This is a genomic window from Brachybacterium sp. UNK5269 (assembly GCF_049266655.1).
Lineage (GTDB): Bacteria > Actinomycetota > Actinomycetes > Actinomycetales > Dermabacteraceae > Brachybacterium.
In genome coordinates this window covers 1,842,572-1,861,863 of the sequence record NZ_CP184883.1, presented here as the reverse complement: position 1 = coordinate 1,861,863, position 19,292 = coordinate 1,842,572, and the positions used below count along the sequence as shown (strand labels likewise).

General features: G+C 72.3%; 17 protein-coding genes. 8 read left to right on the top strand and 9 right to left on the bottom strand.

The features are described 5' to 3' along the window. Window positions 1–540: 540 nt before the first annotated feature. Window positions 541–1,971 (bottom strand): type I glutamate--ammonia ligase, encoded by a 1,431-nt coding sequence (gene glnA, locus ACOJUI_RS08585; RefSeq protein WP_422114558.1) that lies wholly within the window; start codon window positions 1,969–1,971, stop codon window positions 541–543. Between the two features lie 177 nt (window positions 1,972–2,148). On the opposite strand from glnA, the gene ACOJUI_RS08580 reads away from it, so the two are divergent. Further along, a complete protein-coding gene (locus ACOJUI_RS08580; RefSeq protein WP_422114557.1) occupies window positions 2,149–2,583 on the top strand; it encodes an RDD family protein in 435 nt (144 codons plus the stop codon). A gap of 247 nt (window positions 2,584–2,830) precedes the next feature. Here the strand turns inward: ACOJUI_RS08580 and ACOJUI_RS08575 are convergent, their stop codons facing one another. The 3 genes from ACOJUI_RS08575 to lipB all read right to left on the bottom strand — a co-directional run bounded on the left by ACOJUI_RS08575 (window position 2,831) and on the right by lipB (window position 5,408). Further along, a complete protein-coding gene (locus ACOJUI_RS08575; protein WP_422114556.1) occupies window positions 2,831–3,583 on the bottom strand; it encodes a DUF4191 domain-containing protein in 753 nt (250 codons plus the stop codon). A 32-nt stretch (window positions 3,584–3,615) separates the two neighbouring features. Next, complete coding sequence (lipA, locus tag ACOJUI_RS08570; protein ID WP_422117641.1) at window positions 3,616–4,611, bottom strand: lipoyl synthase; 996 nt, start codon at window positions 4,609–4,611, stop codon at window positions 3,616–3,618. A gap of 92 nt (window positions 4,612–4,703) precedes the next feature. Next, a complete protein-coding gene (gene lipB / locus ACOJUI_RS08565; protein WP_422114555.1) occupies window positions 4,704–5,408 on the bottom strand; it encodes a lipoyl(octanoyl) transferase LipB in 705 nt (234 codons plus the stop codon). 80 nt (window positions 5,409–5,488) lie between these two features. Here lipB and ACOJUI_RS08560 point away from each other — a divergent pair, with 80 nt between their 5' ends. Then, window positions 5,489–6,952 carry a hypothetical protein gene (locus ACOJUI_RS08560; RefSeq protein ID WP_422114554.1) on the top strand — a complete coding sequence of 488 codons (1,464 nt, stop codon included), beginning with the start codon at window positions 5,489–5,491 and terminating at the stop codon, window positions 6,950–6,952. A gap of 110 nt (window positions 6,953–7,062) precedes the next feature. On the opposite strand, the gene sucB is transcribed toward ACOJUI_RS08560, so the two are convergent. The 3 genes from sucB to ACOJUI_RS08545 all read right to left on the bottom strand — a co-directional run bounded on the left by sucB (window position 7,063) and on the right by ACOJUI_RS08545 (window position 11,942). Then, window positions 7,063–8,886 carry a 2-oxoglutarate dehydrogenase, E2 component, dihydrolipoamide succinyltransferase gene (sucB, locus tag ACOJUI_RS08555; RefSeq protein ID WP_422114553.1) on the bottom strand — a complete coding sequence of 608 codons (1,824 nt, stop codon included), beginning with the start codon at window positions 8,884–8,886 and terminating at the stop codon, window positions 7,063–7,065. Window positions 8,887–8,916: 30 nt separating this feature from the next. After that, complete coding sequence (lpdA, locus tag ACOJUI_RS08550) at window positions 8,917–10,320, bottom strand: dihydrolipoyl dehydrogenase (RefSeq protein WP_422114552.1); 1,404 nt, start codon at window positions 10,318–10,320, stop codon at window positions 8,917–8,919. Window positions 10,321–10,466: 146 nt separating this feature from the next. Next, the gene (locus tag ACOJUI_RS08545) at window positions 10,467–11,942 is read right to left on the bottom strand and encodes a leucyl aminopeptidase (protein WP_422114551.1); all 1,476 of its coding nucleotides are present in this window, start codon (window positions 11,940–11,942) and stop codon (window positions 10,467–10,469) included. A gap of 64 nt (window positions 11,943–12,006) precedes the next feature. Here ACOJUI_RS08545 and ACOJUI_RS08540 point away from each other — a divergent pair, with 64 nt between their 5' ends. The 3 genes from ACOJUI_RS08540 to ACOJUI_RS08530 are packed head-to-tail and all read left to right on the top strand — an operon-like array spanning window position 12,007 to window position 13,945. Continuing rightward, a complete protein-coding gene (locus tag ACOJUI_RS08540) occupies window positions 12,007–12,369 on the top strand; it encodes a hypothetical protein (protein WP_422114550.1) in 363 nt (120 codons plus the stop codon). After that, window positions 12,366–12,824, top strand: coding sequence for a hypothetical protein (locus tag ACOJUI_RS08535; RefSeq protein WP_422114549.1), 459 nt, complete (start codon window positions 12,366–12,368; stop codon window positions 12,822–12,824). The genes ACOJUI_RS08540 and ACOJUI_RS08535 overlap by 4 nt, the downstream gene beginning before the upstream one ends. A 17-nt stretch (window positions 12,825–12,841) precedes the next feature. After that, complete coding sequence (locus ACOJUI_RS08530; RefSeq protein ID WP_422114548.1) at window positions 12,842–13,945, top strand: quinone-dependent dihydroorotate dehydrogenase; 1,104 nt, start codon at window positions 12,842–12,844, stop codon at window positions 13,943–13,945. Window positions 13,946–13,994: 49 nt separating this feature from the next. Here the strand turns inward: ACOJUI_RS08530 and ACOJUI_RS08525 are convergent, their stop codons facing one another. Beyond that, a complete protein-coding gene (locus tag ACOJUI_RS08525) occupies window positions 13,995–15,065 on the bottom strand; it encodes a patatin-like phospholipase family protein (protein WP_422114547.1) in 1,071 nt (356 codons plus the stop codon). Window positions 15,066–15,261: 196 nt separating this feature from the next. Between ACOJUI_RS08525 and ACOJUI_RS08520 the strand changes: the two genes are divergently transcribed. Then, window positions 15,262–16,080, top strand: a complete 819-nt coding sequence (locus ACOJUI_RS08520; protein ID WP_422114546.1) for a hypothetical protein — start codon at window positions 15,262–15,264, stop codon at window positions 16,078–16,080. Window positions 16,081–16,220: 140 nt separating this feature from the next. Continuing rightward, entirely contained in the window at window positions 16,221–16,712 is a 492-nt protein-coding gene (locus ACOJUI_RS08515; RefSeq protein WP_422114545.1) for a Gmad2 immunoglobulin-like domain-containing protein, read from the top strand. Between the two features lie 109 nt (window positions 16,713–16,821). Here the strand turns inward: ACOJUI_RS08515 and ACOJUI_RS08510 are convergent, their stop codons facing one another. After that, a complete protein-coding gene (locus ACOJUI_RS08510; protein WP_422114544.1) occupies window positions 16,822–17,679 on the bottom strand; it encodes an alpha/beta fold hydrolase in 858 nt (285 codons plus the stop codon). Between the two features lie 101 nt (window positions 17,680–17,780). On the opposite strand from ACOJUI_RS08510, the gene ACOJUI_RS08505 reads away from it, so the two are divergent. Continuing rightward, complete coding sequence (locus tag ACOJUI_RS08505; RefSeq protein WP_422114543.1) at window positions 17,781–19,178, top strand: replication-associated recombination protein A; 1,398 nt, start codon at window positions 17,781–17,783, stop codon at window positions 19,176–19,178. Window positions 19,179–19,292: the final 114 nt, after the last annotated feature.

Below are 19,292 nucleotides of genomic sequence, written 5' to 3'. Positions count from 1 at the left end.
GTATAGCCAAGCCATGACAGGCAAGCCGACAACGCAGAAAGCGCCCCCGTTAACCCGGCGAAGGATCGGCGGCGATGTTCGACCGGCTCGAAGTGCCGTGTGTGTGAGCCCGCCTATGAGGCGTGGGAGGGCCGCAGCCGGTGGGGGGAGGGCCCTTCGGGGAGGGTCACTCCTCGTCACGGTCCTCCACCTGACGTAGCGGACGACGACCAGCACGCGACCGGGCCAGCAACACGTCAAGCGGACTACCACCAGCCGCACGGACAGCCTCACCTGCAAGGTCGCCGTCCGAGATGTTTGCGACGATCTGCCGGTGCAGCTCCTGCTCCTCCAACACCACCAGCCGCGCATACAGCGCCTCAGTCCCGTTCAGGCGCGGCTCCGGCACGGGTCGGCGAAAACGACCCTGGACACCTACGCGCACCTGTGGCCGGACACAGAAGAGTCCGCACGATCCGCCATCAGGAACGTTCTGACGGATCGTGCGGACAATTTGCGGACATCGGGGACCTGATCTAGACGCTGACCAGGCCCGAATTGTCAGATGTCGTAGTACAGCTCGAACTCGTGCGGGTGCGGGCGGAAGCGGAACGGATCGATCTCCGTGGTCCGCTTGAGCTCGATCCAGGTCGAGATCAGGTCCTCGGGGAACACGTCACCCTCGGTGAGGAAGTCGTGATCGGCCTCGAGGGCGTCCAGCGCGGCACCGAGGGACTCGGGCAGCTGCTTGATCTGCTTGTGCTCCTCGGGGGGCAGCTCGTAGAGGTCCTTGTCGATCGGCTCGGGCGGCTCGATGCGGTTGCGGATGCCGTCGATGCCGGCCATCAGCTGCGCGGCGAAGGCGAGGTAGGCGTTGGCTGAGGGGTCCGGGGCGCGGAACTCGACGCGCTTGGCCTTGGGGGAGGAGCCGGTGACCGGGATGCGGATCGCGGCGGAGCGGTTGCGGGCCGAGTAGACCATGTTGACGGGGGCCTCGAAGCCGGGCACCAGGCGCTTGAAGGAGTTCACCGTGGGGTTGGTGAAGGCCGTCAGCGAGGGGGAGTGCTCGATGAGTCCGCCGATGTACCAGCGGGCGATGTCGGAGAGGCCGCCGTAGCCGCGCTCGTCGAAGAACAGCGGCTCGCCGTCCTTCCACAGCGACTGGTGGGTGTGCATGCCGGAGCCGTTGTCGCCGAACAGCGGCTTGGGCATGAAGGTCGCGGTCTTGCCGGCCTGCCACACGGTGTTCTTCACGACGTACTTGAACTTCATGACATCGTCGGCCGCCTGCAGCAGCGTGTTGAAGCGGTAGTTGATCTCCTGCTGGCCGGCGGTGCCCACCTCGTGGTGCGCACGCTCGACCTGCAGGCCGGTCTCCTCCAGCACCGCGCAGATCTCGTCGCGCAGATCGGCCATCTGGTCGTTCGGCGGGACCGGGAAGTACCCGCCCTTGAGCCGGGTCTTGTAGCCCTGGTTGCCGCCGAACTCCGACTCGTCACGATCGGTGTTCCACACCGCCTCGTCGGAGTCGATGCTGTAGAAGCCCGAGTTGACCGTGGTCTTGAAACGGACGTCGTCGAAGATGTAGAACTCGGCCTCGGCCGCGAACAGCGCCGTGTCGGCGATGCCGGTCGACTTCAGGTACTCCTCGGCCTTCGCCGCCACCGTGCGCGGATCGCGGGAGTAGGGCTCGTCGGTGAACGGGTCCACGATCGAGAAGTTCATGATCAGCGTCTTGCGATCACGGAACGGATCCAGGTAGGCCGTCTCCAGGTCCGGCACCAGCTTCATGTCCGACTCGTGGATCGCCTGGAAGCCGCGGATCGACGAACCGTCGAAGAGCTGACCGGTCGCGATCGCCTCCTCGTCGAAGCTGCTGGCAGGCACGTTGAAGTGCTGCATGACGCCGGGAAGGTCACAGAAGCGGATGTCGATGAACTCGACGCCCTCCTCCTCGATGTACTTCACGACCTCGCTGGGATTGTTGAACACTAGTCCTCCATCGGCGCCACCTGGCGCGGGTTGTGCTGACAGACCCCGTGGGGCATCACGTGCCGAGTCCCGGGCCGTCACCGGCCCGGACTCGGGTGAGGCCAAGCTTAGGCGCTGTGGTGCGCAGCACTGTCGAAGCGCCCCGGGCTCCCAGCGGCGCCGACTAGGGTCTGCTGCGTGATCGAACGCAAGGACCTGGGCTCCTGGATGGAGGGTGCGCCGAGCGCGCCCGGCTACGTCAAGGGCGCCTCCCTGGGCCTGCCCGCCGCCGGCCCCGGATCCGTCGCGCCCTTCTGGCGCCGCCCCGTCTCGCTGGGGCTGGACTGGGCGCTGTGCCTGGCGATCTCCGCCGTCGTCTTCGAGGGCGATGCGCTGGCGAACCTGGTGCTCTTCGTCGCGGTGAACGTGCTGTTCCTGACGCTTTTCGGGGTCACTCCCGGGCAGTACGCGATGCGCCTGCGGGTGCGTCCGGTGCGGGGCCGGATGCCGATGGTGCTGCGGGCCGTGCTCCGCACCGCCCTGATGCTCCTGCTGCTGCCGGCGGTGGTCTGGAACCGCGACGCCCAGCCCCTGCACGACGTCGCCGCGGGCACCGCCGTCGTCGCGGCCTGAGCGGCCGCCCGTCGGCGCCGACGCAGCCCTGCGGGACCAGCTCGGCGCCACCGTCGGCCGCCCCGCACGTCCCCTCCGAAGAGGTCTCTGACCTGCAACGATGCACGAGGTCACGAACAGGTCACGAAGGTCACGGGAAGGTCACGGCGCGCGGCGGTCCGGGCCGCCCGCCCAGCCGGTGCCCCGCGGAACGCCGCAGCCCCCTCCCGCGCGTGCGGAAGGGGGCTGCATGAGCGGCCGGGCGCGGTCAGCGACCCCGCATGGCTTTGCGGTTCGGTCGTGCCCGCATCGGGTCCACGCCCTTGGGGATCGACTGCCGCAGCGAGCGCTGCAGGGCGTTCAGGCGCTTGGTGACCTGAGCGGCCTCGTCCTTCGTCAGCTGCTTCTTCATCCGCTGCATATGGGTGGGGAGCTTGTGCAGCGGGACCTCGCCCTCGCTGTCGCCGACCACGATCTGGTGCACCGGCACGTTGTCGTGCTGGAGGACCCGACGGATGCTGCGGCGCTCCTTCTCCAGCAGCTTCATGGACGTCGAGGAGGCGTCCTCGGCGACGATCGCGATGCCGGCCCGGCCGGAGGCGCGGAAGAGCATCTTCTGGCTGCGGGGATCGATCTGGACCGGCTCGTCGTCCACGTTCCATCCGCGTCGGATCGACTGCATCGCCGCCAGCGCCGCGCCCGGCTGGCCCTTGATGCGGCTGAACGCGGCGCGCTCGGCCTTGCGGGCCAGGATCATCATCGCCACCAGGATGCCGACGGCCAGGCCCATGAAGATGCCGTACCAGGGGCTGTCGAAGATCAGCATGGTCAGCACCACGCCGACCAACATCGAGACCACCAGCGCCACCAGCATCAGCGGCAGCGTGCTGCGGTCGATCTCCTGGGTGTACTTGAACACCTCGACCATCTGCTTGAGGCGGCCCGGCTTCTTGGTGCCGTCAGCGTTCCTCTTCGTCTTCTTCTCGCCCTTCTCGGGCGTGGTCTCGGACTTGCGAGCCATGGGGGATGGGTCCTCTCGGGGCCGGGCGGGCGTCAGCTCGCGACGGCCTGCTGGGTGCGGGCGACGACGCTCGCAGCTTCCTGACGGGCGGGCTGGTTCGAATCCAGATGCCGGAGGTTCTCCGGGATCTCGCGGCCGAGCTTCCGCATCGCCTGCGCCCAGAGCTTCCCGGCGCGGTACGAGGAGCGGACCATCGGTCCGGCCATGACGGCGAGGAAGCCCATCTCCTCGGCGGCGTCGGACAGCTCGACGAACTGCTGGGGCTTGACCCAGCGGTCGATCGGGTGATGCAGCTTCGAGGGCCGCATGTACTGGGTGATGGTGAGGATGTCGCAGCCCGCGTCGTGCAGGCGCTGCATGGACTCGAGGATCTCGTCGTCGGTCTCGCCCATGCCCAGGATGAGGTTGGACTTGGTGATCATCCCGGCGTCCTTGCCCATCGTGATCACGCTCAGCGAGCGCTCGTAGCGGAAGGCGGGGCGGATCTGCTTGAAGATCCGCGGGACCGTCTCCAGGTTGTGGGCGAACACCTCGGGCCGGGCCGCGAAGACCTGCTCGAGGGCCTCGCCGTTGCCCTTGATGTCGTCGATCAGCAGCTCGACGCCGGTGCCCGGGTTCATCGCATGGATCTGCTCGCAGGTGCGCGCGAACAGACCGGCGGCGCCGTCGGGCAGGTCGTCGCGGGCCACGCCCGTGATGGTCGAGTAGCGCAGGCCCATCTCCTTGACGGAGCGGGCGACCTTCAGCGGCTCCATCGGGTCCACGGCCATCGGCTTGCCGGTGGCGATGTTGCAGAAGTCGCAGCGGCGGGTGCAGGTGTCCCCGCCGATCAGGAAGGTCGCCTCGCGGTCCTCCCAGCACTCGAAGATGTTCGGGCAGCCGGCTTCCTCGCAGACCGTGTGCAGACCCTGGCCGTGCACGCGCTTCTTCATCGCGTTGTACTCGGGACCCATGACCGCGCGGGTCTTGATCCATTCCGGCTTGCGTTCGATCGGCACCTCGGCGTTGCGGGCCTCGACACGCAGCATCCGCCGGCCTTCGGGGGGAACGATGGTCACCGTGGAGCCTCCTCGTTTCGGCGTCCCCTGGAGTGTATCGACCTGCGCAGGTCGGGGGCGCGTCATCCCGTCCGGGCGGGGGTGCGGTGCGCCACGAGGTCGGTCATCGCCGTCGTCACCGTGTCCAGGGCGTCGGCGACCGCCACCCGGCGCCGGGCCTCCTGGCTGAGGCTGGTCACCCCCGCGTCGTCGATCCCGCAGGCGATCACGTTCTGCGCCCAGGACAGGTCGTTGGCGCAGTTCAGCGCGAAGCCGTGCATGGTGGCGCGCTTGGAGACCCGCAGGCCGATCGCGCAGACCTTGCGGTCCTCGCGGCCCTCGCCCTCGGCCGGCACCCAGACGCCGCTGCGGCCCGGGATCGGCACGGTCGCCACGCCCAGCGCGGCGCAGACCTCGATGATGGTGCGCTCGAGGTCGCGGACGAAGCCGACGACGTCGATCGGGATCGGCAGCTTCACGATCGGGTAGCCGACCAGCTGCTGCGGGCCGTGCCAGGTGAGCTTCCCGCCGCGGTCGATGTCGACCACCTCGGCGCCGTCGCGGGGGCGCTCATGGTCCTCGGTGAGCTTGCCGGCGGTGTACACCGCCTGGTGCTCGAGCAGCAGCAGGGAGTCGGGGCGCTCGCCCGCGACCACCTCGGCGTGGACCTGCCGCTGGATCGCCCAGGCGGCGCGGTACTCGACCGGGCCCGGGGGCAGGCCGAACTCCTCGTGCCGGTCCCCGCCGGGAACCGGTTCGCTGAATCCGAGACGTATCACGTCGAGCACCCGCACAGCCTACTCCGGCTCCCACCAGGACGTTGTGGATGAACCACGGGGCGGCCGCGCGGATGGGGAACACTGCGGACATGGACGAGGCCGACAGGGAGCGCTGGGCGGACGGTCCCGCCCCCGGCGAGGGGGCGACGGGCCGGCGGCGGCGCCCCGCCGCGCCCGACGAGGAGCCGCTGCCGCTGCGCCCGGACCCCGCCGACCGGGTGGAGGAGGACGTATCCGCGCCCGGAGGCGAGGAGCGGGTGCGGGTGCGCTGGCTGACGCCCGCGGGTCGGGCGGCGGTGCAGGCGGAGATGCAGCTGCTGGCGGCCCTCGAGGTCGCCGGGATCCGCGCCGCGCCCGACGTCCTCGAGGTCGAGGACGACGGCTACGTCCGGGAGACGGCGCCGCCGCTCGTGCGGGGCACGGGCCGGCGCGCCGCGGAGAGTGGCGCCCCCGCGATCGGGGAGCGGCTCGCCCTCGCCCGGGCCCGGGAGGATCTCGATGCCCTGGTCGATGCCCTCCACGAGCGAGGATGGGTGCTCGGCGCGCCGGCCGGACGGGGCGTGGGGCTGCGCGCCGACGGCAGCGCGGTGCTGGTGGACCTGCACGGCCTGCGCCGCGAGGAGGGGGTGGCCGCCCAGCGCCGGGATCGCAGCTGGGTGGGCACGGTGCTGCAGGACGAGCAGAGGACCCTGCGCCGGCGGGTGCATGCGGCGAGCTCCGCGCCTTTCGCGAGGCCGCTCGATCTGCCGATGGTGGACGCGCCGGGGTCCGCACCGCGCGTCGCTGCGGCCGCGCCCGGGGAGCCGGGGCGGGAAGCACCCGGTCAGGTCCCGGACCCTCCGGCGCCCGCCCCGGCGGCGACCCTGCCTATCCCGCGGGCCTCCCGCTCCCGCGCCGCGGAGCGCTCCGCCGGGGATGCCGGCGGGGGGTCCCGGCCGCGGTCCCGGGCCGTCCTGCCCGGCGCCTTGGAGGCGCTCGCGCCGTCCCGGCGCCGCCGCACCGCGGCCCTCACGGCGGCTCTGGGGCTGACGGTCGCAGCGGTCGTGGCGGCGAGCACCTGGTGGTTGAGCGCCGCGGACCCGGGCCCGGCGGCGGGGGAGGAGCCGGCGCTCACTGCGCCGCCGAGCGGCTCGGCCCCCGCCCCGCCGAGCGAGGCGGTCCCCGTCTCGGCCCCCGCGATCGAGGATCCCTGGGAGCTCGCCGCGGAGCTGGCCGGGGCGCGGCACTCCTACCTGACCGGCCTGTCCGACCGGGCCGTCGCGGTGCCGGGCAGCGCGACCTTCGCGGTGGACCAGCAGGTCCGCGCGGCCTACCGCGGCATCGAGGTGCGTGGCGGCGGCCCCGTGGTCCACGAGGCGGACCTGCTCACGGCGCCCGGGCAGGACGGCATCGCGGTGCTGTCGGTGGTGACCTCCACCGCGGCGCACGAGCTGGTCGAGCCGGACGGCACGCTCCGGCGCGTACCCGCGACCGAGCCGGTGCGCAGCGAGCTCTCCGTGCAGTGGGACGGGTCGAGCTGGCGGGTCCTGAGCGTCTCCGCCGCGGACGACTAGCGCGCGACCGCCGCGCTGCGCCGTCCGCCCGGACCGCGCAGGAGGGCCCCGGCACCGTGTGGTGCCGGGGCCCTCCCGGAGGGGTCAGCGCGAGGCGCCGGCCCGGGGACTCACAGTCCCAGTTCCGCCTCGAAGGCGCCCGCCTCGAGCCGCTTCTTCATGAAGGTGAGGAAGCGGGCGGCGTCGCCGCCGTCGACCATGCGGTGGTCGTACGAGAGGAACAGGTACATCATCGAGCGGATGGCGATGGTGTCATCGCCCTCGGCGTTCTGCACGACCGCCGGGCGCTTGGTGATGGTGCCGGTGCCGAGGATGCCCACCTGCGGGGCCGGCACGATGGGGGTGTCCCAGAGCGCGCCGCCGGAGCCGGTGTTGGTGATGGTGAAGGTGGCGCCGGCGAGATCGTCGGGCACCAGCTTGTTGGCCTTGGCCCGCCCGCCGAGGTCGCCGATCTGGCGGGCCAGGCCCGCCAGGTTCAGGTCACCGGCGTTCTTGATCACCGGGACCACCAGACCGCGCTCGGTGTCCGCGGCCATGCCGATGTTCTCCGAGCCGTGGTAGACGATCCTGTCGCCGTCGATGGTGGAGTTCAGCTGCGGGTAGGTCTTCAGACCCTCGATCGCGGCCATCATCAGGAACGGCAGGAAGGTGAGCTTGGCGCCCTCACGGGCGGCGAAGTCGTCCTTGGCACGGGCGCGCAGCTTGGCGATCCGGGTCAGGTCGACCTCGACCGCGGTGGTCAGCTGCGCCATCTGGTGCAGGGACTCGGTCATGCGCTGACCGATGACCTTGCGGATGCGGGGCATCTTCTGCTCGGTGCCGCGCAGCGAGGAGACCTCGACCTTCGGGGCCGACGGAGCCGCCGCGGGGGCCGAGGCGGCGGGAGCGGCCGCAGCGGTCTTCTGCTCCTCGATCGCCTGCTGGACGTCCTGCTTGCGGATGCGGCCGCCCAGCCCGGTGCCCTTGACCCCGGCGAGGTCGATGCCGGCCTCGCTCGCGAGCTTGCGCACCAGCGGGGTGACGTAGCCGGAGGACTCGGCGCCGGTGACGGCGTCGGAGGCCTGCGGGGCCGGTGCGGAGGGCGCGGGCGCCGCGCTCTTCTGCTCGGCCGCCTTCGGGGCCTCGGCGGGCTTCGGCTCGGCCTTCGGCTCCTGCGTCGCCGGGGCCTCCTCGGCCTGGGGCTGCTCCTTCGCGGGAGCCTCCTCGGCCTTCGGCGCCGGAGCGGCGGGCTCCTGCGCGGAGCTCTCGGCGGCATCGCCCGAGCCGATGATCGCCAGCACGGCGCCGACCTCGGCGTCCTCGTCCTCGGCCACGCGGATCTCCAGCAGGGTGCCGGCGACCGGGGAGGGGATCTCGGTGTCGACCTTGTCGGTGGAGACCTCGAGCAGCGGCTCGTCGACCTCGACGGTGTCGCCGACCTCCTTCAGCCAGCGGGTGACGGTGCCCTCGGTGACGGACTCACCGAGCGCCGGCATCGTGACCTCCTCGCCGGAGGCGGCGCCCCCGGAGCCCCCGGAGCCCGACGCGGCGGGCTGCTCGGACTCGGCGGGCTTCTCGGACTCGCCGGCCGGGGCCTCCTGCGAGGTGGAGGGAGCGGTGGTCTCGTCGGAGGCGAGGTCCTCGCCCTCGGACGGGGCCGGCTCGGACTCGGCGGCCTCGGCGCCGGAGTCGTCGGAGCCGGCGTCGGCCGCGCCGGAGCCGTCGCCGATGACGACGAGATCGGCGCCGACCTCGGCGTCCTCGTCCTCCTCGACCAGGATCTTCTCGATGGTGCCGGCGACGGGGGACGGGATCTCGGTGTCGACCTTGTCGGTCGAGACCTCGAGCAGCGGCTCGTCGACCTCGACGGTGTCGCCGACGGCCTTGAGCCAGCGGGTGACGGTGCCCTCGGTGACGGACTCACCGAGCGCCGGCATCTTCACGGTTTCGGACATGGGGGGTTCTCCTCTGGGTCTCGCGTGGGCTCAGGCGTGGGCGTGCAGCGGCTTGCCGGCGAGCGCGAGAGCGGCCTCGCCCAGCGCCTCGTGCTGCGTGGGGTGCCCGTGGACGAGGGCGGCGACGTCCTCGGGGTAGGCCTCCCAGTTGACGATGAGCAGCGCCTCGCCCATCAGCTCGGAGGTGCGCGAGCCGATCATGTGGACGCCGATGATCGGACCGTCCTTCTCGCGGACCAGCTTGATGAAACCGGTGGTGCCGAGGATCTGGGACTTGCCGTTGCCGCCGAGGTTGTACTCGTAGGTCTGCACCTTGTCCTCGCCGAGCTGCTCCTTGGCCTGCTTCTCGGACAGGCCCACGGAGCCCAGCTCGGGCTCGCAGTAGGTGATGCGCTCGATGCCGGACTCGACGATCGGGGCCGGGTTCAGGCCCGCGATGCGCTCGGCGACGAAGATGCCCTGGGCGAAGCCGCGGTGGGCCAGCTGCAGGCCGGGGACGATGTCGCCGACGGCGTAGACGCCGGGGACGTTCGTCTCGAGGGTCTCCTTGTTCGCGAGCACGAAGCCGCGATCCATCTCGATGCCCTGCTCCTCGTAGCCCAGGCCCTTGGTGTTCGGGCCGCGGCCGACGGCCACCAGCAGGTAGTCGCCCTCGATGACCTTGCCGTCGGCGAGGGTGACGGTGACGCCGTCCTCGCTCTGCTCGGCCTTCTCGGTGAACACGCCGAGCGAGAAGGTGATGCCGCGCTTCTTGAAGGCGCGCTCGAGGGCCTTGGACAGGGCCTCGTCCTCGTTGGCCACCAGGTGGGGCAGGCCCTCGACGATGGTCACGGACTCCGCGCCCAGCGACTTCCAGATCGAGGCGAACTCGACGCCGATGACGCCGCCGCCGAGGATGATCGGGTTCTTCGGGATCTCCGGCAGCTGCAGCGCCGCCTCGGAGTCGAGGAAGCGGCCGCCCAGGTCGATGCCCGGCAGGGTCTTCGAGAACGAGCCGGAGGCCAGGATGACGTTCTTGCCGGTCAGCGTGCGGGTGCCGGACTCGGACTCGACGGTGACGGTCTTCGGCCCGGTGAGGGTGCCGAAGCCCTCGACGTACTCGACCTTGCTGGACTTCACCAGGCCCTGCAGGCCCTTGTGGAGCCGACCGATGATCTTGTCCTTGAAGCCGATCACCTTGCCGGCGTCGATGCCGTTCAGGCTGAGGTCGATCCCGGCGGCCGCGGCCTCCTTGGGGGCGTCGGCGAGCTCGCCGACGTGCAGCAGCGCCTTGGTGGGGACGCAGCCGCGGTGCAGGCAGGTGCCGCCGAGCTTGTCCTTCTCCACCAGGGCGATCTTCTGGCCCAGCTGGGCGCCGCGCAGCGCCGCCGCATAGCCGCCGCTGCCACCGCCCAGGATCACGACGTCGAACTGGTCAGTGGTTGTATCCGCCACCTGTGTGCTCCTCGGTGTCTCCGTGTCTGCGCGGCCCGCGTCGACCTCGATGGCCGTCGGCGCCGCCTATGGCACCCATGCTAGGGCACCAGGCGGCGCCGGACGGACCGTCGGACCGGATCGCCGGGCCGGTCGTCGGCTCCTGATCAGCCCTCGGAGGCGGCGGCCATGTCCTCGAGCACCTGCAGCACGGTGCGGGTGCTCATCCCGGTCGCGCCCTTGCCCATGTACCCCAGCGGGGAGGAGGCGAAGGCGGGGCCCGCGATGTCGAGGTGGGCCCATTCGGTCTCGCCCACGAACTCGGCCAGGAAGATGCCGGCCGAGAGCGCACCGCCCGGGCGCTCACCGATGTTGCGCAGGTCGGCGATGCGGCCGGTGAGATCGGCGCGCAGCTCGCCGGGGAAGGGCAGCGGCCAGAACGGCTCGCCGGTCTTCTCGGAGGCGCTCATCACGACCTCGCGGCCGGTCTCGGTGCCCATCACGCCGGCGGTGCGCTTGCCCAGCGCCACCATCGCCGCGCCGGTCAGGGTGGCCACGTCCATGACCAGGTCGGGGTTCTGGGCGACCGCGTCGACCAGTGCGTCGGCCATCACCATGCGGCCCTCGGCGTCGGTGTTCAGCACCTCGACGGTCCTGCCGTTGCGCATGGTCACCACGTCGCCCGGACGCTGCGCGCCGCCCCCGGGCATGTTCTCGGCGAGCGCCAGGTAGGTGGTCACCTTCACCGGCAGACCGAGCCGGGCGGCGCCCAGGGTCGCCGCGAGCACCGTCGCGGCGCCGGTCATGTCGGAGGTCATGTCGTCCATGCCGGCGGCGGGCTTGAGGGAGATGCCGCCGGTGTCGAAGGTGATGCCCTTGCCCACCAGCGCCACGGAGCGGGTCGCGGCGGCCGGGGCGTACTCGAGGCGGACCAGTCGCGGCGGACGGGTCGAGCCCTGGCCGACGCCCACGATCCCGCCGTAGCCGCCCTCGGCGAGCTGCTTCTCGTCGAGCACGGTGACGGTCAGGGGGAGGTCCGCGGCGAGCTCCTCGGCGCGGCGGGCGAACAGCTCGGGGTAGAGCAGGTTCGGCGGGGTGTTGACGAGGTCCCGCACGAGGGTCACGAGCTCCCCGAGCACGCCGGCGCGCTCCGCGGCGGCCGCGGCGGAGGCTGCGTCCTCGCTCACGAGGGTGATCGCGCCGAGAGCGCCCTTGGGGGCGGCGGCCTCCGTGCCGGTCTTGTGGGCGGTGAAGGCGTAGGCGCCGAGGGCCGCGCCCTCGAGGGCGGCGGCCTGCTGCGGCGCGGTCCCGCCGGGCAGGGCGATCGCGGCGCTCCCGACCCCTGCCAGCGAGCGGGTGGCGGCGCCGAAGGCCAGCCGGAGGTCCTCGGCGCCGACCGCGGCGAGCTCCTTCTCGCCCACGCCCACCAGCAGCAGCGATCCCGCCGCGGTCAGGCCGTAGGAGGGGATGCGGTGCAGGTCGCCGCGGCCGGCAGAGGCGTCCAGCCCGGCGATGGCCGCGGTGATCTCGGCGGCGCCGGGCACGGTCGACGGCGCGCCGGCGCCGCCGGCGAGCAGGGGGAGGACGAGGACGTCGGCGGCGACGTCGCGCAGGGAGGCATCGGACAGGGTGATGGTGGGCATGGCCCTATCGTAGGGGCGGGCCGGACAGAGCGTCCGCTGCTCATGGAGGAGGACGATCGGGCCCATGACGGCGTTGAGCATCGTGGTGGCCGTGCTGTGCGCGCTGACGGCCCTGCTGGGGCTGTACTACGCGCTGCGCGACCTGAGCGCGGACCTGGTGCTGCTGGGCGCGTGCGCGCTGACGGCCCTCGGCTGGGCGGTGCTGGGTGCGGCGCTCGGGGTGCGGGATCTCGGCGGCGGCAGCCCGCCGGACCGCATCACGCTGTACGGCTACCTGCTGACCGCGGTGGTGATGGCCGTCGGGGGCGGCTGGGCCGGGCTGTTCGAGCGCAGCCGCTGGGGCAGCGTGGTGATCGCGGTGGCGGCGCTCGTCTCCCTCGTGCTGCTGATGCGGCTCCATCAGATCTGGCCAGGAGGCTTCGCATGACCGAGCAGGGCACCACCGCGCGGCGGACGCCGCACCGGCGCGACGGGGGCGGCAGCCGCGGCTTCGAGATCGTGCTGATCGCGGTCTACGGCATCTTCGCGCTCTCCGCGACCGCGCGCAGCCTGGTCCAGGTGCTGCGGGACTTCTCCTTCGCCCCCGTCGCCTACGGCCTCTCGCTGGTGGCGGCGCTGACCTACATCGCCGTCACCGTCGCCCTGGTGCGCGGCGGGCGGCGCTCCCCGCTGGCCCGCGTGCTGTGCCTGCTCGAGCTCGCGGGCGTGCTGATCGTCGGCACCCTGACGGTGCTGGACCCGCAGCTGTTCCCCGACGCCACCGTGTGGGGGCACTACGGCCGCGACTACGGCTACGTGCCGCTGCTGCTGCCGGTGATCGCGCTGGCCTACATGGTCCTGGCCCGACGCTCGGGACCAGTGGCCGCGGCCGGTCCCCGGTGAGCGCGTACCGTACTCCCGTGACCACCGACGACTCCTCCCGGCGCAGGCTCTACCCGGCGCTGTTCCGGCACGTCCTCAGCCGTCTGGACGCGGAGCAGGCCCACCGGCTGACCGTGCGGGCGCTGGCGAGCGCCCACGCCCTGCCCGGCGGCCCCGCCCTCCTGCGCGCCGCCTTCGGGACGCCGCACCCGATGCGGGATCCCCGCCCGGCCCGTCGGGTCCTCGGCGCCGATCACCACAGCCCGCTGGGGCTGGCCGCCGGCTTCGACAAGGACGGCGAGGTGCCGCTGGCGCTGCTCGACCTGGGCTTCGGTCACGTGGAGGTGGGCACGGTCACCGCCAAGGCGCAGCCCGGCAACCCCCGCCCGCGCTCTTTCCGCCTGCTCGAGGACCGCGCGCTGATCAACCGGATGGGCTTCAACAACCACGGCGCCCAGGCCCTCGCGCACCGGCTCGCCGCCGCGCGGCGCAGCGAACGCGGACAGCGCGCCGTGATCGGGGTGAACATCGGCAAGTCCAAGGTCACCGCGCTCGAGGACGCGGCCGAGGACTACCGCTTCTCGGCCCGCCTGCTCGCGCCCTACGCCAGCTACCTCGCCGTGAACGTCTCCAGCCCCAACACCCCGGGCCTGCGGGACCTGCAGGGCGCCGAGATGCTCCGCCCCATCCTGGAGGCGGTGACGGAGGAGGCGACCGCGGCGGGCCGACGCTTCGGCCGGGACGTGCCGGTGCTGGTGAAGATCGCCCCCGACCTCCACGACGAGGACGTGCGCGCCGTCGCCGGGCTCGCCGCCGAGGTGGGACTGGCCGGTGTCATCGCCACCAACACCACCATCACCCGTCCGGCCTCGCTGCGCACCGACCGGGCCCGGATCGAGCAGATCGGTGCCGGGGGCCTCTCCGGGCCCCAGCTCGCCGAGCGCTCGCTGGAGGTGCTGGGGCTGCTGCGCTCCGCGCTGCCGGCGGGGGCCGTGATCATCAGCTGCGGGGGAGTGACCACCGCCCAGGATGTCCGCGATCGGCTCGAGGCCGGCGCCGACCTGGTCCAGGGCTACACCGCGATGATCTTCGAGGGACCGTCCTGGCCGGGGCGCATCGCCCGGGCGCTGCAGGAGGACTAGGTCGCCCCCCCCCCCCGGGGACCCTGCGGGAGCGCAGGGACGCTGCGGATCAGGGGGAGGAGGCCAGGGGTCGGAACTCGCGGATGTAGCGCTCGAAGTCCCACCCCGGGCTCCCCTCGGTCCCGTCGAGGAACCTGATCGCCGCAGTGCGGCCGTTCTCGTACAGCAGGTCCCGGTCCGCTGCGGTGAGGTCGAACTGCGTCGTGCGCACCGAGCCGGTGTCGATGAAGATCGTGCGGGCGACCGCGTCCGCCGACTCGATGTGCATGCCGTCGTAGAACCCCATCAGCGTCCGCAGCATGGCGATCCCGAACGACAGCGGGCCGGTGATCTTGTTGGTGACGTCGAGGGCCGCGTCCGGCCGGCTCGAGAGCTTGATGCCGAACGTCGGCCAGCGCGGAGTCCGGTCCGGCGGGGCGTCGAACTGCGTGATCGGGAAGTTGGAGAGCATCCCGCCGTCGACCAGCCACGTCCCGCGTCCGTCCGTCTGGGTCCACTTCACGGGCCGGAAGAAGAACGGGATGGACATCGAGATGCGGACGGCATCGACGATGCTCTGCTCCCCCGGCGCGCGGTGGTAGTCCTCGAAGTCGCGGGGCAGGAACTTCAGCCGTCCGTTGGACAGGTCCGATGCGGTCACGATCAGTCGGAACCTCTCGTTCTCCGGGATCGGCCGTGCCTGCTGCGGATCCTCGTACGGCAGGTCGGAGAAGGTGCCGTTCCGGTAGCGCGTCCCGTGCGTCCGCAGCTGCTCGTCGAGCCATTCCTCCAGGAACCGGCCGGGATAGATGCCGTCCCTCAGCAGGACGTTCAGGGCCTGCACCGGCAGGAACCGGTTCCACCGGCGCCCGTCCTGGAACCTGCTGTAGTCGACGGACCGCATGACCTCCGCCATCGTCGTCGGCGGGATCCCGGCAGCCACCATGGCACCCGCGATCGCCCCTGCCGAGGAGCCCGCCACCCGGTTGAAGCGGTAGCCGCGCTCCTGGAGCACCTCGAGGGCTCCGACCAGCGCGATGCCCTTGACCCCTCCGCCCTCGAAGACGAGGTCGAGCAGGTCGTCGACAGGCTCCGCCGGGCTGCCGGAGGGTGCGGGTCCTGGAGCGTCGTCGCTCTTCATACGCGCATCATCGTCCGTTTCCGGGCAGTGTCAAGGGATGCTCAGGCCGGTCGGGTGTCCAGGAACGGGCCCGGCAGCTCCGTGATGGCCGACGAGGGGCGGCCACAACCTTTCGGGGGTCGGGGAGGCCTTCTCTGCGGGCAACCGCAGGCGGACAATGGTCGCTGCAGGGTCGATCCTCCCCGAGGAGCACGTCATGGGTGTCGAGACCAGACCGGGGCCACTCCGCGTCACGGACGCGACCGACGTCGCGCACGCCGCTCAGGCGCTGGCAGCCGGTGCCTTCGTGATCCACGCCTTCGCGAACCTCTATGCCCTGACCACCCGTGGTGACGCACGGACGGTCCGCGCAGCGAACGAGTTCAAGGGCCGGCCGGCGGGACAGGTCGGGAGCGTCACGACCACACCCGCCCGCCTCCTCTCGCTGTTCGACCTCTCGCGACTGACCGACGAGCTGTCTCCCGCCGACGTGGCCGGCCTGGTCGACGAGCTGCTGTGTCTGGGACCGTGCGGCTTCCGCGCCCCTGCGGCCGCCCGGATCGCGGACCACCTCACCGTGAGGGACGGCACGGGACAGCGCTGGGTGCAGGTGATCGTGCCGGGGTACCGATGCCCGGCCAACGCCTTCCTCGCCCACGCTCTGCGCGTGTGCGGGAGCGACCACCTGCACATCACCTCGGCCAACCGTTCCCGGCACGTGACCGGCGCCGCGGAGGAGCCCGCGCATTACCGGGCGTCCGCACTGAAGGCGGAGTTCGGCGGTGATCCGCGGCTGGTGCTGCTGGAGCACGCCGACGAGGGGGCCGCGCTGGAGGCGTACCCGCTCCATGCACCGATGTCGGTCACGGTCCTCGCCTTCCGCACGGACCCGACAGCGCCCGCGGGCCGACGAGCCCTCACCGTCGAGCGTCACGGCTCCTTGCCGATCTCCGCCCTCCGCGAGGTCCTCGAGAACCATGAGTTCGACCTGTCGGTGCCCGCCGGTCAGCGGCGACTTCGGCAGCATGTCTACTGAACGCCGATCTCCCGGGTCGCTGAGGTGCTGCGGATCGGGAGTCCTGTGCCCTGCGATGCGCGCACACCTACCCAGCCCGTCCTCGGGCGCGTAGCCTGGAGCCCGGCCGAAGTGCCGTACGTCACCACGAGGAGGACGTCATGAGCATCGAGATCCAGCAGCCGCACCCCTACGACATCGTCAACGACACGGTGATGATCGCCGGCACCGCCGGGGGCGCCTTCGAGGCGAACTACAACTACCGCGTGCACGAGGGCCATGACGAGGTGACCGGTTTCTTCATGGCCGGCGACGGGGTCGGAGGCCACGGCCAGTTCCAGCTCGCAGCCGATGTCTCTGCCGCCGCCTTCACCCAGTACACGCTGTACGTCGAGGTGTTCCATGTGTCGCCGAAGGACGGCGCCGAGCTCGATCGCCAGGTCGTCCCGGTGCTCCTCGGACGGCTGATCGTGCCGGGCTACACCACCTACCTGGAGTACCGCGTCCGTCCGGGAGACACGCTCTGGAGCATCGCGAGCGCCCACTACGGCAACGGAAACCTGTACCACCGCCTGGTGAGCGCGAACCCCGGCATCACCAACCCCAACCTGATCCGACCGGGCGACAGCCTCCGCATACCCCGGGACCAGTGACGCGCGAGCACGTCCGCCGGCATGCGCGGACCGGTGCCACGGCGGACCCGCGCCGCCCGGGCCAGGCCGGCGCCGACCGGCCGCGGCCCTGAGCGCCCGCTCCACCGCCCTACCGGTGGGCGGCGCCCCGTGGATGACGCCGCAGGAACGGCTCGATCAGCTCGGCGACCCGCCCGGGGTGCATCGAGCCGACCAGATGCCCCGCTCCCGGGATGGTGGCCTCGTCGAGGGAGGGCAGCCATCGGCGCAGCTGCAGGCGGGCCTGCGCGAACCAGGGATCGCTGTCCTCGCCGCCGACGGCGAGCACCGGGCACTCGAGCCGGCCCACGGCGGCGGGCTCGAGGCCCCAGCTCCACAGGGCCGGCAGGTCGGAGCGGAAGAAGGCCTCCGCGTCGCGATCCATCGCCGCGACCGCGCCCGGCTGCTCGGCCTCGAGCGTCGTGCGCCAGTGCTCCCCGACCAGCATCGTCACGAACCGCTCCAGCGCTGCCGGGGCCCCGTGCTCCTCGTACGTGCCCACCAGACCGGCGTTGGCGGCGCGGAATTCCCTCTGCGCCCTGCCCGCGAACGGGGGAGGCTCCACCAGGGTCAGCGTGTGCACGTTCCGGGGCGACGCCATGGCGAGGGTCAGCGCGAGGGCGGCGCTGAAGCTCACCCCGACGAGGTGCACCGGCGCGATCCCGGCCCGCGCGATCACGGCCGCCGCCTGGTCTGCGAGGTCGCCCATGGAGGCGCCGACGGGGGCCTCTCCGGTGCCGGCGTACCCGCGGCGGTGCCAGTGCACGGCGCGCAGCCCGTCGAGCGCTCCCAGGGCGAGGGTCAGGGGCAGCAGCTCGTCGGCCCCCAGGGCGGTCTGGAGCACGACGACCGGCTCTCCCGCGCCGAAGGAGTCGATCCTGGGGCCCGTGGCCGGCGGCGGCGCCGCGCGGGGCGGTGCAGCCGGCGAGCGGCGGTCCTCGGCGCGCATGGCCGCTCCTCGTCGTCGACGTCCCGCGGGGATCCAGTATGCGCCCCGGATCGTGGGCGGGCGAGGCGCCGAAGGTCGGGCAGCGGGCCTACCCTGGAGCGATGGACGAGGACCTGTTCTCCCTGGCCGGCGATGCGCCGACCCCGCGCACGCTCTCGGACCGCAACCGGGACCACCGCGCCCCGCTCGCGGTGCGGATGCGCCCGCGCACCCTCGAGGAGGTGGTGGGCCAGCACGCCGCCCTCGAGCCCGGCAGCCCGCTGCGCCGCCTGGTCTCGTCCGACGACTCCCGCACCGCGCCGAGCTCCGTGATCCTGTGGGGACCGCCCGGCACCGGCAAGACCACCCTGGCCTATGTCGTCGCGCAGTCCGGGGACCGCGAGTTCGTGGAGGTCTCCGCGGTGCTCGCCGGGGTCAAGGAGGTCCGCGAGATCGTCGACCAGGCCCGCTCCCGGCTGCGGACCGTCGGCCGCGAGACCGTCCTGTTCGTCGACGAGGTGCACCGCTTCTCGAAGTCCCAGCAGGACGCCCTGCTGCCGAGCGTCGAGAACCGCTGGGTCACCCTGATCGCCGCCACCACCGAGAACCCGTACTTCTCGGTGATCTCCCCGCTGCTGTCCCGCTCGATCGTGCTGACCCTGGAGTCGCTGGAGCGGGAGGACCTCGACACCCTGGTCGACCGGGCCCTGGCCGATGAGCGCGGACTGGACGGCGCGGTGACCCTGACCGCGGACGCCCGGGAGGCGCTGCTGCGCCTCGGCGGGGGCGATGCCCGCAAGATCCTCACCTCCCTCGAGGCGGCCGCCGCCGCGGCGCTGATGAAGGAGTCCCGCGAGATCGACGCCGCGACCCTCGCCCAGGCCGTCAACCGCGCCGCCCTGCGCTACGACCGGGCCGGGGACCAGCACTACGATGTCACCAGCGCCTTCATCAAGTCCATGCGCGGCAGCGATGTCGACGCATCCCTGCACTACCTGGCGCGGATGATCGAGGCGGGGGAGGACCCCCGGTTCATCGCCCGCCGGGTGGTCATCGCCGCCGGCGAGGAGGTCGGCATGGCGGACCCCGCCGCGCTCCAGGTCGCGGTCGCCGCGATGCAGGCGGTGCAGATGCTCGGCATGCCGGAGGGGCGGATCCCGCTCGCGCAGGCGGTCGTCCACATCGCCACCGCCCCCAAGTCCAACGCCTCCTACACGGCGCTGGACGCGGCGATCGCCGACGTGCGGGCCGGGAAGGGCCAGGGCGTCCCGGCCCACCTGCGCGATGCGCACTACTCGGGGGCCAAGACCCTCGGCCACGGCGCGGGGTACCAGTACGCCCATGACGCGCCCCACGGCGTGGTGGCCCAGCAGTACGCCCCCGACGACCTGGTCGGGGTCGACTACTACCGGCCCACGGGGCACGGCCACGAGGAGCGCACCGCGCGCCGGGTCGAGGCGCTGCGGCGGATCCTGCGCTCGCCGGGGCCCGCGGATCCGCCGCCGCCCCGGCGGGCGTGAGGCACCCCACAGGACCCGCGGTGTGACCAGGGCCGACGGGAATGGACCGCGGGGGAGGGGCTGCGGTAGCGTGGGTCGCTGAATCCGCGGCTGCATGACTGGATTCAACCCATG